Raw genomic sequence first — 22,120 nt, forward strand, 5'->3', positions numbered from 1 at the left:
TTTTAATGCAATGTCTTTTGATTTTTATCCCAAATTAACCTCAATTTGTTATGATAATAGTAAAGTAAAAAAGTTGGTTAATTATCAAATTGAAATAGCACTAATTCTTGTTACTCCAGCAATAATATTCTTATATATAGCTGCTCCTTTTTTAATAAAATTGTTATATTCTAAAGAGTTTATTAGTTCATTTTTAATATTAAAAATCGCCTTGTTTTCAGTAATTTTAAAAGCAATTATTTTTCCATTGGGATATGTTATTTTAGTAAAAGGTGATAAAAAATTATTTTTTAAACAAGCGTTAATAAGCGATTTGTTAAACCTAATTTTTTCAATAATTTTATATAAATATTTTGGGTTAACTGGATTAGGAATTGCTTATTTTTTAAATTACTTAATTTATGGAATTTATATTTATCAAATTATTAATAAAGAATATGAATTCAGTTTTTCTATAGAATGTAAAAAATTAATAACTTTAAATATAGGAATTGGAAGCTTAGCTGTACTATTTATTTATGGTTTTGATGGAATTTATTTGTACATTTTGATTTCTATTTTGTTTTTGATTTCTATTTTGTACTCTTATTTAGAGTTAAATAAACGAATTGACATTAAAGGTTTTATTGTTAATACAATAAATAAAAAATCAAAATAATTTATAGCTATTTATGATCCAAAACATAAAAAATAATATTAAAATTATTTTCAATTATTTGATACAAAATCCCATTAGAAATTTAATTCTTTTTGGAATATTATTTAGAACTTTCTTTTTTCTAATTTTTTATACATCAGTTAGTATTTATACTGATACAGAAGGTTATGTAGAATTATCACAACTCATTTCATCTTTCAACTTAATGGGTTATCATGGTTTACGAACTGTTGGTTATCCATTGGTAATTTCACTTTTTAATCAAAATTTATATTTGGTTGTTTTATTTCAATTTATATTAGGAATTGCAACATCAATTATATGGTATAAAACAATTTTAAATTTAAAATATTCTATAAAAAGCAGTTTTATAATTACACTTTTCTTGTCAAGCTTTTTAAGCGTTTTCTTTTTTGAAACTTCTATTTTAGTCGAAGCATTAGTTTTATTTATGGTTTCAATAATGTTTTATCTAATCTCTAATAAAATTTTAGACAATTTAAATATTAAAAATCTTATTGGCTTGAGTACTTTTTTTGCTTTTTTAATAATGATTAAACCATTTTATGCCTTTCTTCCTTTTTTAATTTTGTTGTTTGTTTTTTTTAAGAATCCATGTTGGAAAACAATTTTATCTAAAAATTTGATTATTTTAATCTTACCATTATTTGCTTATTATGGTTGGTGTTATTTTAATAAAATCAATACAGGTTATTTTGCTCCAACGTCTTATTATGGATTAACAAATGCTCAAAATTGTGTCTATTTTGCCGAAAAAGCACCGAAAGAGTTTGATTGGATTTCTAAACCTTATGTAAAATATAGAGAACAATCTATTAAAGAAAACAGAGATGTAGCAATGACAATTTGGTTCACTATTGGTCAAGGTGCATTTGACAAATACAATTTAACTTTTGAAGAATTATCTTTCGAATTAGGGAAATTTGCAAAAGCAACTATAATAAAAAATCCTGTTGATTATTTAAAACAAGTAGTTTGTCGTTCATGGTATGACTTTTGGCGAACAACTTTAATATTAAATGAAGAGAAATTTAATTCTAAAAATGCAGAAAATATTTGCGATGCAATTTGGTCTTTTCAACATTTATATTTAAGACTTTTTAAACTCATTTTTATTGGGTTAATTCCTTATTATTTATATTTATTTTATAAAAACCGAAAAGTAACTAATGAATTTATGATAATAGTTATTGTATTTGCAAATTCTGTTTTGCAAGCATTAGTAACTTACGGAACAAATAATAGGTATAGTTATCCTTATGAATTTATTATGGTTATTTTGGTTTTATTGTTTTTAAAAAATAAAATTAAACTTCCCAAAAAGCTAAATACTTTTTTGCAATAATCATATAATCATGCTCTTTTTCAATAAAGTCTCTAGCAAGTTGTCCAATTACAATTATCTCATTAGGATTTTCAATTAAAAATGAAATTTGTTGAACTAAATAATTAACATTTGGCAACGCATTTATTGCAACTTTTTCTTTTAAATTATAATATTCTTCAAACTCTTTTTCTGCACCAGTAAAAACAACCTTTCCTTTAGCCATAGCTTCAAGTGCATTGTATCCTTGGTCATAAGCATAAACTTGATCCAGAATTATATGTGCTTTGTTGTATTGTAAAATATAATCAGCATAAGCAAGATTTTCTGCAATAACGATTTCAACTTTATCTTGATATTTATCTTTAATAATTTTTAGAGCATCTTCTAAAAATGAAATTCCTTTAGTAAAATAAGTTCCGCGATTGATGCCTAGAAAAATAATTATTTTATCAGTAATAATCATTTCCGAATAATCAATTATTGATGTATTTATAGGATTTGAAACCATTCCTAAATATTTTTTTTTGCCTTTTATTGGATTTATGTAATCAATATCTGAAGCATAAACTCCTTTAATATTCTTATAAACCAAATCATGAGTTTTTTTATGAGTATTAGATAAAAAATCAAGAATAAATTGATATTCTTTTTTAGAATTTGGGTTTTCAAAATAAGGATTCATAATAGAATAACGCTCCTTTTTTTCTATCAAATGTTTGGCAACTAAATAGTCAACACCACAACATAAAAGAAAAACTTTATTGTTTTGAAAGAAGATTTTTTTTAATAAATAACGTTCAAAAGCAGGAATAGTTTGAATTGGAGCTTCATTTATTAATTGAACAACTTCAAAGTTTTTTAATTTATTCGAATGAAAATAAAATCGAACTCCGAATTCTAAAGTTGCAATATCAAATTTTGTAATTCTAAAAATTATTTGTCTAATAAGGTTGCCAATTTTACTTTCAGATAATTTAGCTTTGGTAGATAAATCAACCGGAAAATTCTTGAAGCCATCACCATTTGCAATAATAGTTACTTCATGACCAAGAGCAACTAATCCTTCTTTTAAAGAATTGTGCAACCTACTGAATTCACCAATTAATAAAATTCTCACTTATTGTTTATATTTGTTGCTAAAATAATCAAAAATTGAGCGTATCAGCAAAAAAGCCATTTAGAATTTGCATTGTGTCAGAACAACTTGCTGGTGGTGGCGCAGAACGGTGTTCGGCATTATTATCTCAATTTTTTGAAACCAATAAATGTGCTGTTCATCATGTTATTGTAATTGATAAAATAGAATATGAGTTTTCGGGAGAAGTTTTAAATCTTGGAAAAATAAAAAATGAAAGGTTTAATTTATTGGATAGAATAAAAAGATTTAAAGTTCTAAATCAATTTTTTAGAAAAAATAATTTTGATTTTATTATTGATTCCAGAGTAATTAACAGACAATTTCAGGAGTTTTTAATAGTAAAACTTATTTATAATGCGCCATTAATTAAAATGGTGCATAGTTATATGACCAATTTATATTTTCCAAAAAATAAATTTTTAGCAAAATCAATTTATTCAAATTCTAAAAAAATAATTTCGGTTTCTAAAACTATACAAGATAAAATCACAAACGAATATCAATATAATCAAGTTGAAACTATTTATAATCCGATTAATCTTGATTTTATAAATAAACAATCAGAAAAAGTTTTAGATTTAGGTTTCAAATTTATTTTAGCAGTTGGAAATATGAATACCAATGTGAAACAGTTTGATCAATTAATTCATTGTTATTCTAAATCAGATTTGCCAAAAATGGATATTAAACTCCTAATTCTTGGAGAAGGATTGCTTAAAAATAGTTATATTGAACAAGTTCATAAATTGAATTTGCAAGATAAAATTATTTTTAAAGGAACAATACAAAATCCGTTTTCCTATTATAAATTAGCTTTATTTACAGTTTTAACTAGTAAAAACGAAGGTTTTCCTACTGTTTTATTAGAATCTTTGGCATGTGAAACTCCAGTTATTGCTTATGATTGTTTGTCTGGACCAAGTGAAATTATAGAAAATAATGAAAACGGAATTTTAGTAGAAAATCAAAATCAGGAACAAATGATTCTTGCAATGAATGCAATGATTTCAAACAAAAAACTATATTTACATTGTAAAAATAATGCCAAAGCAAGTGTTGAAAAATTTTCAATTCAAAATATTGGAAATCAATGGTTACAACTTTTTAATTCACTACAATAATGAACATTCAAATAATAGACATTCCAAAAATTGAAGATTACCGAGGAAATATTGCCATTATAGAAAATGATGTAGTTCCATTTGATATTAAAAGAGTTTACTATCTTTTTGATGTTCCAAGTTCTGCGCATCGTGGAGGTCATTCACACAAAGAACAATTAGAATTTTTAATTGCACTTTCAGGAAGTTTTGATGTTGTTTTAAAAGACGGAAATGAAGAAAAAAAAGTTACTTTAAATAAACCAGACAAAGGACTTTTAATTACCACTAATATTTGGAGAGAATTAGAAAATTTCTCGTCAGGTTCAGTATGCTTAGTTCTTGCATCAGATGTTTTTAAAGAAGAAGATTACATTAGAAATTATGATGAGTTTTTAAAACTTAACCATAAGTTGTAAGGCGTATTTTTTTATTTATAAAAAACATTTTTATTTTGATTATAATTTTTAAAAATAATCTCGGAGAATTTAGTAATAACAACTGTTTTAAATTTAAATTAGATGTAATTATTCCTTTTTTCATTTCAGAAAATCTTTTAAAATCACCTTCAACTTTATAATGTTTTGCCATTATATATCTATTGAAATCAAGAAATTTTTTCAGTGATTTACTAGAATATTTATTTTCATAAAAATCAAAATCTGTGATTATTTTATTGCTCAAATTACTTTGTGTAATTTGATTTTCAGAAAAGCACAAATAACTAACCAATATTTTGTTAGAATATGCTAATTTATAGTTTGAATTGGCTCTAATGTTAAAATCTACATCTTCGCCAAAAGTTATTTTTTCATTGTAAAATCCAATATTTTCAAAAACTGTTTTTTCTACACAAAAGCTTGAAGGACAATATAATGGTTGAGACAAACTAATTTCGAAGTAGTCAGGAATTAAAGTGTTTTTAATGATTTTGGCTCCATAATTATTAGGTTTCAATACTGTTTTTTCGGAATAAATTTCTTCATAATTTGTTCCAAATAATTTTGCTTCTGCAAATTGATTAATTAATAATGAAACTTCTTCTAAAAAAGTTTCTTTCCATAAATCGTCTGCATCAAGAAATGCTACATAATTGGCATTTGAATTTCTAATTCCAGTATTTCTAGAAGCCGATAGTCCTTTGTTTACTTCATGCTTTATGATGTTTATTTTTTCATTTACAATATTAGAAACTAATTTTAAACTATCGTCAATAGAGCAATCATCAATAATTATAATTTCATAATCAGTAAAGGTTTGATTAAGAACACTTTTTAATGTATTCGTAATAAAATTTTCTTTATTGTATAGAGGAATAATTACTGAAAAGTAAGGTTTCATTTTAAATTTATTTTACAAAAATAACTCAATTTATAAATGTCGAGTAAAAATAATGAAGGTTTATTTGACATTAAATTTGATTTAATGGAAACACTGAATTCATCAAAAAATAAATTAAAAAATTTATCTAATTTAAATTTATTAATTTTAGAATAAACAGATAATATTCTGTTATCTGAGGATGATAATAATCCAAAATTATACAGATAACTTAAATTCTTTAATGAAATATTAATTTTATTTAAATATTCTTCAGAAGTTTCTAATCCTAAATGAATTACAGTATTTTCAATGTGAGTAATTACTGTATTTTTTTGTTCTAATTTTATAAAAAATAAATAATCTTCATAACCATATTCCAAAATAGTATCTTCAAATGGATTGGATAAAAAAACATCTTTTTTAATCAATAAATTAGAAGTTAAAGCAGTTCTATTTGGGTTTTTAATTCGTTGTTTTATAGAAATAGCTTCACGTTTTTTGCCATAAATCCATCGTAGCAACTGCGATTGTTCAGGTTTTTTAGTTTGGTATTTAATTCCACCAAAAACTACTTCATGTTTTTGAATCGCATGGATATATTTTTTTATAAAATCATTCTTTGTTGGAAAAGTGTCGCAATCTAAAAATAAAATCCAATTGTATTTGGCTTTTGTGGCTAATGAATTTCTGTTTTTACCACGACCTATATTTTGATTATTTCTATAGAAAAAACAATTTTGTAATGATTTTATTTTTTCGTTTTCTAAATTTAATTCCGAATTAGAAGCATCATCTTGAACTATAATTTCAAATGATAAGTTTTCCTTTACAGATTGATTATATAATTCCACAACTAGTGGATAAGTATTATAATTGTAACAAGGAATTAAAATGGAGAGCATTATACAGTTCTTTGAACCACTTCAAAAATAGAGCCATCTTCACATTTCAATGTCTTAGACGGAAATTTCATCAACAAAGCATAATCATGAGTTGCCATAATTACTGTTTTTCCAAGTGCATTGATGTTTTTTAAAACTTCAAGAACTTCTGCACTGGTTTGAGGATCAAGGTTTCCTGTTGGTTCATCGGCAAGAATAAATTCAGGATCGTTAAGCAATGCTCTTGCAATTGCAATTCGTTGCTGTTCACCACCAGAAAGTTGGTGTGGCATTTTATTAGCAAATCCTTTCATTCCAACTTTATCTAGAACTTCATCAATTTTATTTTGCATTTCTGTTGCGTCAACCCAACCAGTTGCTTTTAATACAAAAAGCATGTTAGCAGTTACATTTCTATCTGGAAGTAGTTGAAAATCTTGAAAAACCATTCCTATTTTTCTTCTCAAATAAGGAATTTCTTTTTCTTTTAGTGTTGCCAAATCAAATTCAACAATATGACCTTCGCCTTCTGTTAAAGGTAAATCGCCATACAAAGTTTTCATAAAACTACTTTTTCCCGAACCTGTTTTTCCTATAATGTATAGAAATTCTCCGTGATTTACATCAAGATTTACTTGAGATAAAATCACTTTGTTTTCTTGATAAATAGTTACGTTTTTTAAAGAAAGTACAAGTTGAGACATAAGAAATTTTGTTTATTGGGTAAAAGTAATAAGATAACGCAGGTTTTCAAAATAAATTTTGGGATAATACTTATTTAAATTAAAAGTTGAACAAATTTTATCACTCAAAACTCAATACTTGAAACTTTCACAAATTGTTAAGAAAAATGTTTATAATAAAACCAAACAATCTCTCGTTATAGATACTAGAATGATAATTTTGGAATGATTAATAAAATAATAAACAATGCAAAAAATAACATCGTTTCTTTTTCTGAATTTACTGATAGCTTTTACAACTTTAAATGCTCAAAAATCTGAAATTTATAATCATCAATCGGCTGAGTTTGACAAAGCAGTTTCATTGTATAATGACAACCAATATCTTGCAGCTCAAATTCTCTTTGACAGAGTAAAATCCGAGAATGATGCTCAAGATATTCAAGCAGATTGTGCCTATTATATTGCATTTTGTGCTATTAAATTAAATCAAAATAATGCAGAACAAATGATGGAAGATTTTGTTGCAGATTACCCAACAAGTTCTAAACAAAATCAAGCTTATATTGGCGTTTCACAATATTATTTTGAAAACGGAAATTATCCACAAGCACTAGAATATTTTGATAAAGTTGATGAAAGCGGATTGACATTTGAAGAGCAAGAAAAATTTAATTTTCAAAAAGGATATGTTTATTTCACTGCCAAAAAGAAAAAAGAAGCAACAACTTATTTCAATAAAGTTCAAAATTCTAAAGAATATGGTTCTCAAGCCAAATATTATTTAGGATTTATGGCTTATGAAGGTGATAATTATAAAGAAGCAACTAAATATTTTGATCAAGTTTCTGGCGAAGAAAAATATAAAGAAAAGTTATCTTATTTTCAGGCAGATATGAACTTTAAGCTAGGAAATTTTCAAAAAGCAATCGATTTAGGAAAAGCTGCAATGGCAAAATCAAGTGCTTTAGAAAAATCTGAATTGAATAAAATTATTGGTGAAAGTTATTTTAATTTAAAACAATATGGTGAAGCACTTCCCTATTTAAAAGAATATAACGGAAAAAAAGGAAAATGGAGTAACACTGATTTTTATCAATTGGGTTATACTTATTATCAACAAAAAGATTATGAAAATGCCATTTCACAATTTAATAAAATCATAACAGGAAACGACTTTGTTGCCCAAAATGGTTATTATCATTTGGGTGAAAGTTACATGAAACTTGATAAAAAGCAACAAGCATTAAACGCTTTTAAAAATGCTTCTGAAATGGATTTTGATAAAAAAATTCAAGAAGATGCCAATTTAAATTATGCAAAACTAAGTTACGAAATAGGTAATTCTTATCAAAGTGTTCCTGATGTTTTGTCTTCGTTCTTGAATAAATATCCAGCATCATCAAGCAAAAATGAAATAGAAACACTGTTAATAAATTCTTATATAACTTCTAAAAATTATAAAGAAGCATTAAATTTATTAGAAAAAAATAAAAGCCCAGAAAACCGATTGGCTTATCAAAAAGTTACTTTTTATAGAGGATTAGAATTATATACAGACGGAAGTTATCAAGAAGCACAAAAAATGTTTGTAAAATCTATTAAAGAACAAAAAGACGCTAAATTTTCAGCAAGAGCAACATTTTGGAAAGCAGAAACAGAGTATACTTTAGATAATTTTAACGAAGCATTGCTAAGTTTTAAGCAATTTGAAGGAATGGCAGAAGCTAAAAACACACCAGAATATAAAAACATAAACTATAATATTGCTTACTGTTATTTTAAACAAAAAGAATATGACCAAGCCGGAAATTTTTTCCAAAATCATATTGATGCAGTAAAAGATGATAAAATTCGTTTAAACGATTCCTATTTAAGATTAGGTGATAGTAGGTTTGTTACTTCAAAATATTTTCCAGCAATGGAAGCTTATAATAAAGCTATAGAATTGAAAAGTGTAGATGCCGATTATGCAGCTTTTCAAAAAGCAATTAGCTACGGATTTGTAAGTAAAAACGATAAAAAAATAGAAGATTTTAATAAATTTATTCAAACTTATAAAACATCTCAATATAGAGATGATGCTTTATTTGAATTAGGAAATACTTATGTGGCTGACAATAAAACAGATTTAGCCATAAAAACTTACGATCAATTATTATCTGAATTTAAAAACGGAACTTATTCTTCAAAAGCAGTTTTGCGTCAAGGTTTAATTTATTACAATGCCAATAAAGATAATGAAGCTATAACCAAATTTAAAAAAGTTGCAGCAGATTATCCAAGAACTGCCGAAGCACTTGAAGCCGTTTCAACAGCAAGATTAATTTATCTTGACAATGGAAAAGTCGATGAATATGCTTCTTGGGTTAGAACTTTAGACTTTGTTGAAGTATCAGATACAGAATTAGATAATGATACTTATGAAGCTGCCGAAAAACAATATTTGCAGAATAATACCAAGCAAGCAATTGCAACTTTAAGCGGTTATGTTGCTAAATTCCCAAAAGGAATTCACAGCTTGAAGGCAAACTTTTATTTGGCACAATCATATTATGCTGACGGATTAGAAACCAACTCAATAGCAAACTATGACTATGTAATTTCACAATCTAAAAGCGAATATACTGAACAATCATTAGCGCGTTTGTGCGAAATTTATTTAAAGAAAAACGATTTTGCCAAAGCAATTCCGGTATTAAAAAGATTAGAAACCGAAGCCGATTTTCCTCAAAATGTTACTTTCGCTCAAGCCAATTTAATGCGTGCCTATTATGACCAAAAAGAGTATCCAAATGCAGTTATCTATGCAGATAAAGTTTTGGCAAATCCTAAAACAGATAACAAAGTAAAAAGTGATGCTCAAATTATTGTGGCAAGATCTGCAATAAAAGCCAATGATGAAACTAAAGCTCGAATAGCTTATGCTAATTTATTGAAAATTGCAAAAGGAGAATTAGCTGCCGAAGCATTGTTTTATGATGCCTATTTCAAGAATAAAGATTTAAAATTTGAAGATTCTAACAAAGCTGTTCAAAAATTAGCCAAAGACTTTTCAGGATATAAATATTTTGGAGCCAAAGGTTTAGTTGTCATGGCAAAAAATTTCTACGGATTAAAAGATAGTTATCAAGCAACCTATATTTTAGAAAGTGTAATTAAAAATTTCACCGAATTTACAGATGTTGTTCAAGAAGCACAAACAGAATTAGACACAATTAAAACCGAAGAAAGTAAAACAAATTCATCAGTTGTTAAATAAATAAAGTTAATATCAAACTAAGCTCGTCGAAGTACTTATAAAAAAATAAACATGAAATTTAAATCGAAATATATACAACTAGTTACACTTCTTTTAGCAACGCAAATTATTTTTGGCCAAAAGAAAGACGAAAATATAGGTACCGAAGTTGTAAACGTTGTAAAACCATACACACCATCAATATCTGATGCTTTTAAAGTAAAAGAAACACCATCATTAGAAGACGATGAAACATCTAAAAAAGAAAACATTCAATATAATATTTTTTCTTTTCCGGTAGCATCAACTTTTACTCCATCTAAAGGAAAAGCTGCCAATGTTGATAAATCTGAACAAGAAAAATATTATAGCAATTATTTAACCTTAGCCGCAGGAAATTATGGTACAATAAATGCCGAATTATTTATTACACAAACTTTAGAAAGTGGAGATTATATTGGCGGAATGTTACGTCATTTATCATCACAAGGAGGAATTAAAGAAGTTAAATTGCAAGATAAATTTTATGACACTGCATTAGATTTAACCTATGGAAGTAGGTCTGGAACACTTTCTTGGAATGCCGATTTTGGTTATCAAAATCAAGTTTATAATTGGTATGGAGTTCCAAAAATTATTCTATTTCCAGATTTAGATGTAAGTCAAACTTATCATACAATGTATGTTGGTGGAAGATTAAAAATGAATGAAAGTGTTTTTAAAGATGCAAGTATAAAATTTGAACGTTTTTGGGATGCTTTTTCATCTGGAGAAAATCATTTTATTGCCAAACCTTCTTTAGAATTTGATGTTATGGAAGAAAAAATTAAAGCAAATTTTGTTTTAGATTACATCAACGGAAGTTTTGATAAAACATACTTTGGTACTCAAGGTTATAAATATGGTTTTACCAATGTTGGTTTTTCTCCAAGTTTTCAAATCAATAAAGAAGATTTGGCAATAAATTTAGGAGCGTCTTTTTTCTATAGTATGGCAACAGAATCAGGTAAAAATAAGTTCTTTATTTACCCAAATATTTCTGCATCTTACAAAGTTGTTGGTGATTTAATGGTTGCTTATGCTGGAGCAGAAGGAACTTTAAAACAAAATTCTTATCGTGAATTTGTTCAAAATAATTTCTTTGTTTCACCAACATTAAGTGTTTCACCAACAGATCAAAAATTTGACATTTATATAGGATTAAAAGGAAAACTTGCCAATTCAATAAGTTATAATGTTCGTGGATCATTAATGAATGAAGGTGATAAAGCATTGTATAAAAACAATAGTTTGTCTTTGGATATTCCTCCAAGTGATGGTTATTCAAACGGAAATAGTTTTGATGTAGTTTATGATGATGTAAAAACTGTAAGTTTCTTTGGAGAATTGAAAGCCGATTTTTCAAAAAATGTTTCATTTGGTATCAACGGTACATTTAATAGTTATGCAACAGGAGATCAAAAAGAAGCTTGGAATTTACCTGGACTAAAAATAGGTTCTAATTTAGATTTTACAATTACACCAAAATGGTTTGCTGGAGTAAATGTGTTTTTTGTTGGAGAAAGAAAAGACCAATTAACAGTAATAGATGATGTTCCACCAACACTATTTACAGATGTTACTCTTGATAGTTATTTCGATTTAAATGCAAATGTTGGATACAAACACAATGAAAGATTAACATTCTTCTTAAAAGGAAATAATCTAGCCAATCAGAATTACCAACGTTGGATAAATTATCCAGTACAAGGAATTCAAGTTATGGTTGGAGCTAATTTTAAGTTTGATTTCTAAGACACTAAAATTGCCACAAAGACACTAAGGCGTAAAGTTTTTATAATTTTTTGATTTATAATGACGTAAAGATTTATTATTTTTGCGTCATTCTTTTTTACCTCTAATGTAATTATATAATTTTTACAAACTCAAAAAATAATTAACTTAGCAAATTAAAATAAAACCTTTGCGCCTTAGTGTCTTCGTGGCAAAAACTTAGCAACCATAAAAGTAAACTTTGCGCCTTAGTGTCTTCGTGGCAAAAAAAATGCTTAGTGTTAAAAAAAATGAAACAACAAATACTAAAACACCACCAACAATTATTACAAGATAAAATAGATGTTTTTCGTGATATGATTTCTGGTTTAACCGAAGATGCTAAAAATGATGCTAAAGGTTCTGCTGGAGACAAGCACGAAACTGCGTTGTCGATGATGCATATAGAACAAGAAAAACTCAATCATAAATTAAGAGAAATTTTAGATCAAAAAGCAATCCTAGATAAAATTGATGCTTCTCAAGTTCATAACAAAATTGCTATAGGAAGTGTTGTCAAAGCCAATTCAATGTATCTTTTTATAAGTGTAGCTTTGCCTAAAATTATATTAGATTCTAAAACTATAATTGCACTTTCACCACAATCGCCACTTGGCTTAAAACTTATGGGAAATGTTGTTGGATTTTCGTTTGAAATTAATGGGTCGCAGTTTGTTGTAGAAACTGTAGAATAAAAATACTTAAAATCAGTGTTACTTGCATTTGTTTTATTCGAGTCCTATTTCTAACAATCCAAATTATAATCCCAAAAAAAAACCTTTTTACTTACAAATAAATCAAAATAATAAATTTTTAGTTATAATTTATAACCAAAATTAATTATTTACTTTAAATAGTATAAGTAATATACCAAATTTGCTTCATCAAATAAAAATATTACAATTTAAAGAATAACATTATGTGCGGAATATTAGCCATTATAGGAAAAGGAAAAGACGAAGAATTAGTAAAGCAACTTTCTAAAAGAATGTCACATCGTGGTCCAGACGAAAGCGATATGCACATTACTGAAAATGGCCATATATTAAGCCATGAAAGATTATCAATTATTGATTTACATTCGGGCAAACAACCTATTCAAGGTTGCTCATCTGCTTGGATGATTCACAATGGCGAAATTTACAACCACCAAGAATTGAGAGATGGAATTTTAAAACACCATACATTTCGTTCTAAATCTGATTCAGAAGTTATAGTACATCTTTATGAAGAATATAAATATGATTTTCTTCATTTATTAGATGGCGATTTCGCTTTTGTAGTTGTAGATGGCGATGATTTTATTGCTGGTCGTGATCCACTTGGTGTAAAACCATTATATTACGGTATGGACGAAAGAGGAAGAACCTATTTTGCATCAGAAATGAAACCAATTGCTGATCAATGCAAAACCTTTTCAACTTTTCCTCCAGGACATTATTATACACCAGAAACAGGATTTGTAAAATACTACAAACCAGAATATGAAGATTATAAAAAATGTGATAAAGAACTAGATTTAGTTGCCATTAGAGAAGCATTGACAGAAGCAACCCGCAAACGATTAATGAGTGATGTTCCAATTGGAGTTTTACTCTCAGGTGGATTAGACTCATCATTAACATCATCAATTGCAGCACGTTTATTAAAAGAAAAAGGCAAAGAGTTACACTCATTTTCTATAGGTTTAGACGCAGATGCTCCAGATGCAAAAGCGGCTAGAAAAGTAGCCGAATTTTTAGGCACAAAACACCACGAAGTACATTTTACAATAGAACAAGGAATCGAAATTCTAGACAAATTAGTTTGGCATTTAGAAACCTATGATGTAACTTCAATTCGTGCTAGTACACCAATGTATTTCTTGTCTAAAGCAATTACCGATATGGGAATTAAAGTAGTACTTTCTGGCGAAGGTGCAGACGAAATTTTTGGAGGATATTTATACTTTAGAAACGCACCAACAACCGAAGATTTTACCAAAGAAACCATAGAAAGAGTGCAAAAATTATTTACAGCCGATTTACTTCGTGCCGATAAATCAACAATGGCTCACGGTTTAGAAGCAAGAGTTCCTTTTCTTGACAAAGCATTTTTAGACGTTTCAATGAAAATTAAAGGAGAAGAAAAATTACCAAAAACCTATGATGGAAAAGAAAAATATATCTTAAGAAAAGCTTTTGATACACCTGATAATCCTTATCTTCCAGACGAAGTTTTATGGCGTCAAAAAGAACAATTTTCAGATGGCGTTGGTTACAATTGGATAGACCAATTAATTGAATATTGCTCGTCAAAAGTTACTGATGAACAATTAGAAAAAGCTGCGTTAGAGTTTCCATACAATTCACCAACAACCAAAGAAGCTTACTTTTACAGAACCATTTTCCATAAATATTATCCACAACTTAGCGCAGCACAAACCGTTAGAAAATGGATACCAAAATGGCAAGAAAATCAAGATCCATCAGGTAGAGCAAACTCGGCACACGTTCAAGCCGATGTAGAAATTGCCAAAGCAACAATTATAGTATAAATTTTTATATAGAAGATTAGTTTGTTTGTTTAAAAACGTTTATCAGCAATGGTAGGCGTTTTTATTTTTTTTATGTAAACACTAGTTGGTCAATACGTTATAAATTATTAATTCTTAAAAAACTAAAAAAATCGCTTTAAATCAATTAAAAATTATTAAAAGATAAATGTTAATAACTTGCGCTATAAAATGCTTAAAATCGCTTTAAAATCATGTTTACTTTTATATATTTGCGTGTTAGACAAAAATCATACTTACGATACAATTTAATATGAGCGACGAGATTAAAAAAAATAGTTATTCAGCCGATAGTATTCAGGCATTAGAAGGAATGGAACATGTAAGAATGCGTCCATCAATGTATATTGGAGATACTGGAGTTAGAGGTTTACATCATTTAGTTTATGAAGTAGTTGATAACTCAATCGATGAAGCATTGGCTGGTCATTGTGATACAGTTACGGTTTTTATCAACGAAGATAATTCGGTTACTGTTGAAGATAATGGTCGAGGAATTCCGGTTGACATGCACAAAAAAGAAGGAGTTTCTGCTCTAGAAGTAGTAATGACCAAAATTGGTGCCGGAGGAAAATTTGACAAAGATTCTTATAAAGTTTCTGGTGGACTTCACGGAGTTGGAGTTTCTTGTGTAAATGCACTTTCAGATCATTTAAAAGCTACTGTTTTTAGAGATGGAAAAGTCTATGAGCAAGAGTATGAAAAAGGTAAAGCAATGTATCCTGTAAAACAAGTTGGTGAATCAACTAAGCGAGGAACAATGGTTACTTTTCATCCAGACAGAACTATATTTACACAAACAATAGAGTTTTCTTATGATACACTTGCAGGTCGTATGCGTGAATTGTCATTTCTTAATAAAGGAATTACAATTACACTTACAGATAAAAGAGATGTAAATGATAAAGGAGAATTTGCTACAGAAATTTTTCATTCTAAAGAAGGTTTAAAAGAATTTGTTCGTTTTCTTGACAAAGGTCGTGAAGCAATAATTTCTCATGTAATTAGCATGGAACACGAAAAAGGTGAAGTTCCAGTTGAGGTTGCATTAATATATAATACAAGTTATTCAGAAAATATTTTTTCTTATGTAAACAATATTAACACTCACGAAGGAGGAACGCACTTGCAAGGTTTCCGTATGGGATTAACTCGTACTTTAAAGAAATATGCCGATGCTTCGGGATTATTAGATAAATTAAAATTTGAAATTACTGGTGATGATTTCCGTGAAGGATTAACTGCAATTATATCTGTAAAAGTTCAAGAACCACAGTTTGAAGGACAAACTAAAACCAAATTAGGAAACAGAGAAGTAGTTTCGCCAGTATCACAGGCAGTTTCTGAAATGCTAGAAAACTATCTTGAAGAAAATCCTAACGATGCTAAAATTATTGTTCAAAAAGTAATTCTTGCTGCTCAAGCACGTCATGCTGCCAAAAAAGCACGTGAAATGGTACAACGTAAAACTGTACTTGGTGGTGGTGGTTTACCAGGAAAACTTTCAGATTGTTCTGAGCAAGATCCAGCAAAATGCGAAGTTTATCTTGTCGAAGGAGATTCGGCTGGTGGAACTGCAAAACAAGGTCGCGATAGAAATTTTCAAGCAATTTTACCATTAAGAGGTAAGATTTTAAATGTTGAAAAAGCAATGCACCACAAAGTTTTTGAAAACGAAGAAATTAGAAATATATTTACAGCACTTGGTGTAACTATTGGAACTGAGGAAGATTCAAAAGCATTAAACCTTGAAAAACTACGTTACCATAAAGTAATTATTATGTGTGATGCCGATGTCGATGGAAGTCACATTTCTACATTAATTTTAACATTTTTCTTTAGATTTATGAGAGAATTAATTGAAGGTGGACATATTTATATTGCTGCTCCACCATTATATTTAGTTAAAAAAGGAAACAAAAAGGAATACGCTTGGAACGACAATCAACGTGATATTGCCAATGAAAAAATGGGTGGAAGCGCAGGAATTCAACGTTATAAAGGTCTTGGAGAAATGAATGCAGAGCAATTGTGGGAAACTACAATGGATCCAAGTTTTAGAACATTACGTCAAGTTACAATTGATAGTCTTGCCGAAGCAGATAGAGTTTTTTCAATGTTAATGGGCGATGAAGTACCACCAAGAAGAGAATTTATCGAGAAAAATGCTGTTTATGCAAAAATTGATGCATAAGTAATGAGAAAGATAGTTCTACTTTTTTTATTAGTATCAAATTTTTCATTTTCTCAATCGGAACAATTAATTCAAGATTTGGGTTATTTTATTGATGATGCACTATTTTTTTCTGATAAATATATAACTCCAGCTACAGATGCTGCTGTGTATCAATCATCATCGGCATGGGTAAATTCTGCCAAGAAAAGAAAAATTTGGGATGTAACTATTGGAATAAATTCTAATATTTTTATTGTTCCCAATCGTGATAGAGAATTTCAAATTTACAATAGCGATTTTTCTTTATTAACAATAGATGGTGCAACAACTGCAACAATTCCTACCGCTTTAGGAAATGATTATCAAGTTGATTTAATTGGCGATTTAGATGGTCAACCAATTCGTATAGAAACTCCAAAAGGAATTAATCAAAGCGTTGTTGTTTATCCACATTTATTTGGTGCAGTTTCTGTTTGGTATGGAACAGAAATTTTACTAAAATATTCACCAAAAATTAAATTAAAAAGAAGCGAATTTCAAGTTTATGGCATTGGATTGAAACACAATCTTAGTCAATACTTCAAATGTTTTGATGCTAAAAAAATTAATTTAGCAACGGCTGTTTCCTATTCTAAAGAAGACGTAAGTTTCGATTTTTTAGATGTCCAAACCGATTTTGGAAATCTAGGAATCAATAGAATTAGTGGTTTGGTTGACACTTATCAACTTCAAGTAAACGCTTCAAAAGAATATAAAAAATTTGAATTTTTAACAGGATTGATTGCTAATGTAAGTAATTTTAAATATGAACTTACTGGACCAAAAGGTGCCATCGAAGAAACAATTCCGTTACAATATATATTAAATCAAAGATTGAAAGAAATTTATAAAACCAAATCAAACTTTATAGCAGAAGTTTCCTGTAGATATCAAATTAGCAAAATTTATGTGCAATCTACAATTGCTTTTGGTAAATTTGTAAATTCAAATCTATCAGTTCAATATGATTTTTAAATTTTTAAAATAAAAAAACACAATAAGATGAAAGTTACAATAGTAGGAGCAGGAAACGTTGGCGCAACATGTGCAGATGCAATTGCTTATAGAAGAATTGCAAGTGAAATAGTATTATTAGACATCAGAGAAGGTTTTGCCGAAGGAAAAGCATTAGATATTATGCAAACCCAAACAACACTTGGTTTTAACACCAAAGTATCTGGAAGCACAAATGATTATACCAAAACTGCCAACAGCGATGTAGTTGTAATTACATCTGGAATTCCTAGAAAACCTGGAATGACACGTGAAGAATTAATTGGTATTAATGCCGGAATTGTAAAAACAGTTGCAGTAAGTTTGTTGCAACATTCTCCAAATGCAATTGTAGTTGTAGTTTCAAATCCAATGGATACAATGACCTATTTAACATTAAAAGCCACAGGATTACCTAAAAATAGAATTATAGGAATGGGTGGAACTTTAGACAGTTCACGTTTTAAAACTTATTTATCACAAGCATTAAACAAACCAGCCAATGACATTTCTGGAATGGTAATTGGCGGTCATGGCGATACAACAATGATTCCTTTAACTCGTTTAGCAAGTTATAATGGTGTTCCAGTTTCAGAATTTTTATCACAAGAACAATTAGAAAAAGTTGCTGCAGATACTATGGTTGGTGGAGCAACATTAACAGCTTTGTTAGGAACTTCTGCTTGGTATGCTCCAGGTGCATCAGTTGCCTATTTAGTAGATAGTATTTTAAACGACCAAAAGAAAATGATACCATGTTCTGTAATGCTTGATGGCGAATATGGACAAAGTGATATTTGCATTGGTGTACCTTGTATTATTGGTAAAAATGGAATCGAAAAAATTGTAGACATACAATTAAACGAAGACGAAAAAGCTAAATTTGCAAAAAGTGCCGATGCTGTTAGAGCAATGAATGGCGATTTGAAATCGGTTTTATAAAATAGCAACTATTTTTTTATAAATTTATGCCAGCAAGAAATTGTTGGCATTTTTTATTTTAAATCAATAAAAAAATCTTCTAGACTTATTTTATGAATGTCTAGTATTTTCAATAAATATTTTATTGTAAAATTAGTGCCTTTTTCCATTCTCCAATATTGAATTCTTGACAAGTCGTTTTGGTATGCAAAATTTTCATAACTCGAAAAACCTCTTTCAATTCTTATTTTCTTGAGTTTTGAGCCAGCTCTAGGAAGTATGAAAATTACCGCGATGCTCTGCGAATGTCTCCAGACTTCGCAGCAAAATTGTTTTTAAAGCTGCGAGGTCAAAGACCATCGCAGAGCGTGATTTAGACTTCGCATAGCTGGTTTTTGTATTATTGGACAGAAAAGATGACGATTTATATAGTGATTTAAAATTATTAGCCAATAAACCAATTAACAATATTGGGACTAATGAAAACATTTCAATTTTAAATATTATAAAAAACTTTAAAAACAAAAAATGGTTTTTTGATGCTGTCAATCAAGATCCTAGTATAATAAGAGTTGTATTGGATAAATTTAGCTCTAATTACATTGATGTGCTAATTGTTGAATTATCAAAAATTGGTTATTCTCTTTGGGAAATGGATGATTATAAACAAGCCATACCTTTTTCTCTTGATTCAAATGATGAAGATGCTGATGAAAATAAATTTATTGACTCTAGAATAGCATATTGGTGCGGATACTTAGAAAAAGAAAAAAAATATGAAGCAGGATTTACAATTCATCAATATGATAAAACATACTATCCAATACTTTCAACACCAAAACAATTAGGAGTCATTAATCCTTATTCTCCTTTACAAGTTTTACAAGGAGATAATACTATATTTATTCCTGCCTTTGTTGCAGAATATTTCACTAATGAGCAATTGAAAGAAGACAAAATGATTGTTTTAGAAAATATATCCTCGATGCTATTACCAGAAGCAACTCTTACTAAAGTAAAACCGTTTCTAAAAGTTAAAATACCTAAAATACGATTTTTAAAACTAAAACCGTCTTGGTTACCTGAAAGAATAATTAGCACAAAACCGAATGAAACTGTAACTTTACTAGGTAATTATATAAAAGATACTAAAAAAGTCATAACAGAATTAGATTATCCAAGAAGCATTAACTTTGGCGCAAAAGAGGTTGAGTTTAACTTATTGAATGTGCCTCAAAAACTTGCTGATGAAAGTTTTGATTTTTTTTCAGAATATAACTATCCTTGGTTAAAAGAAGCAACAAATAGAGGAGATGATATTGTAATATTAAGTGACAAATATGATACAAGTTTATTGAATAAATCTTCTGGCGAATTAACAAGTTTTGGAAAAGAAATTCAATTTATGGATGATTTAGTGTCTAAAGGAATTTATAAATTTGTAAAAGAAGAAGGTAAATATATTAAAACCAAAAAATAATCAATTATGGGAAATTTTGAAAAGAGAATAAAACTTATAGAAGAAAGAAATATTCAGCAAGAAAATGAAATTATTAATAGTAAAACCATTAACAAAGAACGGTTAAAAGTTTTTGTTGATTGGTTTGAGGATTGTTCCGCCTCAACAATCAATTTTTTAGTTGGCAGATTACAGATTATAAAATCAATTATTGAATCTGGAAACCATGTAACCATAGAAGAAGAACCTGTTTTAATATTAAGTACGCAAGATGATTTAAAAAAATGGATAAAAGGAAGATTTGATGAAAGCTTGATAGAAGATGTTTACAACGAATAATATGTTAAAGACGACCAGCTCTACGAAGTATGAAAACTACCGCCATGCTCTGCGAATGTCTCCAGACTTCGTAGCAAAATTCTTTTTAAAACTGCAAGGTCAAAGACCATCACAGAGCATAAAATTATCTTTTGATTCAGTTAAACAACCTAGATTTACTTTAAAAATTAATTTTTACTTTTACAATAATCTTTTATTTAATAGTTAACAACCAAAACCAACCAATTTATGATAACAGCAATCCAAAAATCAAAAATTCTACAAGTAGTAAATGTTTTTGAAACTGGCACCAAGCAAGGTAAGTATGATATGGTAGTAATCTTTGCCGATGGTATAAACAACACTAGGCAAATAACTTATGGCAGAAGTCAAACTACAGAACAAGGAAATTTAAAAGCTTTGTTGCAATTGTATATTGTAAAAAAAGGAAAATTTGCTACTCAATTTCAACCCTTTATAAACGATATTGGTAAAAAATCGTTGGTAGATAATGTTGCTTTTAAAAGTTTATTACGTCAATCGGCACGTCAAGATGTTATTATGCAAAACAGCCAAGATGAGTTTTTTGAAAAATTGTATTACCAACCAGCACAACATTTTTTCGAGAAAAATCTTTTTAAAAATGCCTTGAGTATGTTGGTTATTTATGATAGTTACATACATTCGGGCAGTATTCCTGCGTTTTTAAGAGAACGTTTTCCAGAGAATATTCCGTTAAATGGTGGCGATGAAAAAAAATGGATAAAACAATATGTTGATACACGTCATAATTGGTTAGAAAATCATTCTAGAAAAATTTTGCGAAAAACAATATACAGAACTCAATGTTTTAAAAATCAAATTGCAACAGCCAATTGGGATTTGTCTAAAGTTATTTTAGCCAATGGCACTTCGATTTCATAACTATTATTTGATGTTAAATAGTGGTTTTTAAACAATATTTAATTGATATTTAGGTTTTTAATTTATTAATTGTGTTATAGAGATCTTTTTCCAAATTTTCTGAACCAATATGACAAGTTAGCGGTAAAATTTAAGAAAAATAATTTGTGAGAATTTGTGTAATTTGTGGTACTATTTTTTAAATAATTTTGATGGGATTCTTCCTGCGTCAGAATGACAAGTGTGCGGAAAATCTGTGAAAATCCGTTCAATCCGTTTAATCTGTGGCAAAAAAAAACAGAGCTAACAAGTTAAAGCGATTCTTCGTTCGTAAGAATGACTAGAAGACTGTAAATGATTCGTGAAAATTGTTGTAATTTGTGGTACTATTTTTTAAATAATTTTGATGGGATTCTTCCTGCGTCAGAATGACAAGTGTGCGGAAAATCTGTGAAAATCTGTGAAAATCCGTTTAATCTGTGGCAAAAAAAACAGAGCTAACAAGTTAAAGCGATTCTTCGTTCGTAAGAATGACTAGAAGACTGTAAATGATTCGTGAAAATTGTTGTAATT

The 22,120-nt window shown here is 28.4% G+C and carries 18 protein-coding genes; 14 read left to right on the forward strand and 4 right to left on the reverse strand.

Annotation, left to right across the window (positions count from 1 at the left end; genetic code table 11):
- Window positions 1-658 (forward strand): polysaccharide biosynthesis C-terminal domain-containing protein (locus ACH2BO_RS06020; RefSeq protein WP_395043851.1); only part of this gene is annotated, 658 nt, incomplete at its 5' end.
- A 58-nt stretch (window positions 659-716) separates the two neighbouring features.
- Window positions 717-2,024: a hypothetical protein gene (locus ACH2BO_RS06025; RefSeq protein WP_395043852.1), complete on the forward strand. Its 1,308-nt coding sequence runs from the start codon at window positions 717-719 to the stop codon at window positions 2,022-2,024.
- Here the strand turns inward: ACH2BO_RS06025 and ACH2BO_RS06030 are convergent.
- Window positions 1,987-3,123 carry a glycosyltransferase gene (locus tag ACH2BO_RS06030; protein WP_395043853.1) on the reverse strand — a complete coding sequence of 379 codons (1,137 nt, stop codon included), beginning with the start codon at window positions 3,121-3,123 and terminating at the stop codon, window positions 1,987-1,989. The two genes, ACH2BO_RS06025 and ACH2BO_RS06030, sit on opposite strands and share 38 nt — an antisense overlap.
- A 35-nt stretch (window positions 3,124-3,158) precedes the next feature.
- Between ACH2BO_RS06030 and ACH2BO_RS06035 the strand changes: the two genes are divergently transcribed.
- Window positions 3,159-4,265: a glycosyltransferase gene (locus tag ACH2BO_RS06035; RefSeq protein WP_395043854.1), complete on the forward strand. Its 1,107-nt coding sequence runs from the start codon at window positions 3,159-3,161 to the stop codon at window positions 4,263-4,265.
- Window positions 4,265-4,663, forward strand: coding sequence for a sugar 3,4-ketoisomerase (locus ACH2BO_RS06040; RefSeq protein WP_395043855.1), 399 nt, complete (start codon window positions 4,265-4,267; stop codon window positions 4,661-4,663). Before ACH2BO_RS06035 ends, ACH2BO_RS06040 begins: the two co-directional genes overlap by 1 nt.
- Here the strand turns inward: ACH2BO_RS06040 and ACH2BO_RS06045 are convergent.
- Genes ACH2BO_RS06045 through ACH2BO_RS06055 form a run of 3 tightly spaced genes read right to left on the reverse strand, consistent with a single transcriptional unit; the run spans window position 4,647 to window position 7,152 of the window.
- Window positions 4,647-5,585 (reverse strand): glycosyltransferase family 2 protein, encoded by a 939-nt coding sequence (locus ACH2BO_RS06045; RefSeq protein ID WP_395043856.1) that lies wholly within the window; start codon window positions 5,583-5,585, stop codon window positions 4,647-4,649. The genes ACH2BO_RS06040 and ACH2BO_RS06045 overlap by 17 nt on opposite strands.
- Window positions 5,582-6,469 (reverse strand): glycosyltransferase family 2 protein, encoded by an 888-nt coding sequence (locus tag ACH2BO_RS06050; RefSeq protein WP_395043857.1) that lies wholly within the window; start codon window positions 6,467-6,469, stop codon window positions 5,582-5,584. The genes ACH2BO_RS06045 and ACH2BO_RS06050 overlap by 4 nt, the downstream gene beginning before the upstream one ends.
- Window positions 6,469-7,152, reverse strand: coding sequence for a cell division ATP-binding protein FtsE (locus ACH2BO_RS06055; RefSeq protein ID WP_395043858.1), 684 nt, complete (start codon window positions 7,150-7,152; stop codon window positions 6,469-6,471). The genes ACH2BO_RS06050 and ACH2BO_RS06055 overlap by 1 nt, the downstream gene beginning before the upstream one ends.
- A 226-nt stretch (window positions 7,153-7,378) precedes the next feature.
- Between ACH2BO_RS06055 and ACH2BO_RS06060 the strand changes: the two genes are divergently transcribed.
- The 10 genes from ACH2BO_RS06060 to ACH2BO_RS06105 all read left to right on the forward strand — a co-directional run bounded on the left by ACH2BO_RS06060 (window position 7,379) and on the right by ACH2BO_RS06105 (window position 21,568).
- Entirely contained in the window at window positions 7,379-10,393 is a 3,015-nt protein-coding gene (locus ACH2BO_RS06060; protein WP_395043859.1) for a tetratricopeptide repeat protein, read from the forward strand.
- Between the two features lie 51 nt (window positions 10,394-10,444).
- Window positions 10,445-12,166 (forward strand): TonB-dependent receptor, encoded by a 1,722-nt coding sequence (locus ACH2BO_RS06065; RefSeq protein ID WP_395043860.1) that lies wholly within the window; start codon window positions 10,445-10,447, stop codon window positions 12,164-12,166.
- A 269-nt stretch (window positions 12,167-12,435) separates the two neighbouring features.
- Window positions 12,436-12,879: a hypothetical protein gene (locus ACH2BO_RS06070; protein ID WP_395043861.1), complete on the forward strand. Its 444-nt coding sequence runs from the start codon at window positions 12,436-12,438 to the stop codon at window positions 12,877-12,879.
- 224 nt (window positions 12,880-13,103) lie between these two features.
- Window positions 13,104-14,720, forward strand: a complete 1,617-nt coding sequence (gene asnB / locus ACH2BO_RS06075) for an asparagine synthase B (RefSeq protein WP_395043862.1) — start codon at window positions 13,104-13,106, stop codon at window positions 14,718-14,720.
- 271 nt (window positions 14,721-14,991) lie between these two features.
- Window positions 14,992-16,932, forward strand: a complete 1,941-nt coding sequence (gene gyrB, locus ACH2BO_RS06080; RefSeq protein WP_395043863.1) for a DNA topoisomerase (ATP-hydrolyzing) subunit B — start codon at window positions 14,992-14,994, stop codon at window positions 16,930-16,932.
- 3 nt (window positions 16,933-16,935) lie between these two features.
- Complete coding sequence (locus tag ACH2BO_RS06085; protein ID WP_395043864.1) at window positions 16,936-17,928, forward strand: DUF6588 family protein; 993 nt, start codon at window positions 16,936-16,938, stop codon at window positions 17,926-17,928.
- Between the two features lie 27 nt (window positions 17,929-17,955).
- Window positions 17,956-18,888, forward strand: coding sequence for a malate dehydrogenase (mdh, locus tag ACH2BO_RS06090; protein ID WP_395043865.1), 933 nt, complete (start codon window positions 17,956-17,958; stop codon window positions 18,886-18,888).
- Between the two features lie 382 nt (window positions 18,889-19,270).
- Window positions 19,271-20,347: a hypothetical protein gene (locus ACH2BO_RS06095; RefSeq protein WP_395043866.1), complete on the forward strand. Its 1,077-nt coding sequence runs from the start codon at window positions 19,271-19,273 to the stop codon at window positions 20,345-20,347.
- A gap of 6 nt (window positions 20,348-20,353) precedes the next feature.
- Complete coding sequence (locus ACH2BO_RS06100; protein WP_395043867.1) at window positions 20,354-20,665, forward strand: hypothetical protein; 312 nt, start codon at window positions 20,354-20,356, stop codon at window positions 20,663-20,665.
- Between the two features lie 228 nt (window positions 20,666-20,893).
- Window positions 20,894-21,568 (forward strand): chitosanase, encoded by a 675-nt coding sequence (locus ACH2BO_RS06105; protein WP_395043868.1) that lies wholly within the window; start codon window positions 20,894-20,896, stop codon window positions 21,566-21,568.
- Window positions 21,569-22,120 lie beyond the last annotated feature (552 nt).

The sequence above is a fragment of the Flavobacterium sp. genome, assembly GCF_043773265.1.
Classification (GTDB): Bacteria; Bacteroidota; Bacteroidia; order Flavobacteriales; family Flavobacteriaceae; genus Flavobacterium.

Coding starts and splice junctions, on each gene's coding strand:
- ACH2BO_RS06040 (WP_395043855.1), top strand. CDS start 4,265: ATGAACATTCAAATAATAGACATTCCAAAAATTGAAGATTACCGAGGA.
- ACH2BO_RS06045 (WP_395043856.1), bottom strand. CDS start 5,585: ATGAAACCTTACTTTTCAGTAATTATTCCTCTATACAATAAAGAAAAT.
- ACH2BO_RS06050 (WP_395043857.1), bottom strand. CDS start 6,469: ATGCTCTCCATTTTAATTCCTTGTTACAATTATAATACTTATCCACTA.
- ACH2BO_RS06055 (WP_395043858.1), bottom strand. CDS start 7,152: ATGTCTCAACTTGTACTTTCTTTAAAAAACGTAACTATTTATCAAGAA.
- ACH2BO_RS06060 (WP_395043859.1), top strand. CDS start 7,379: ATGCAAAAAATAACATCGTTTCTTTTTCTGAATTTACTGATAGCTTTT.
- ACH2BO_RS06065 (WP_395043860.1), top strand. CDS start 10,445: ATGAAATTTAAATCGAAATATATACAACTAGTTACACTTCTTTTAGCA.
- ACH2BO_RS06070 (WP_395043861.1), top strand. CDS start 12,436: ATGAAACAACAAATACTAAAACACCACCAACAATTATTACAAGATAAA.
- asnB (WP_395043862.1), top strand. CDS start 13,104: ATGTGCGGAATATTAGCCATTATAGGAAAAGGAAAAGACGAAGAATTA.
- gyrB (WP_395043863.1), top strand. CDS start 14,992: ATGAGCGACGAGATTAAAAAAAATAGTTATTCAGCCGATAGTATTCAG.
- ACH2BO_RS06085 (WP_395043864.1), top strand. CDS start 16,936: ATGAGAAAGATAGTTCTACTTTTTTTATTAGTATCAAATTTTTCATTT.
- mdh (WP_395043865.1), top strand. CDS start 17,956: ATGAAAGTTACAATAGTAGGAGCAGGAAACGTTGGCGCAACATGTGCA.
- ACH2BO_RS06100 (WP_395043867.1), top strand. CDS start 20,354: ATGGGAAATTTTGAAAAGAGAATAAAACTTATAGAAGAAAGAAATATT.
- ACH2BO_RS06105 (WP_395043868.1), top strand. CDS start 20,894: ATGATAACAGCAATCCAAAAATCAAAAATTCTACAAGTAGTAAATGTT.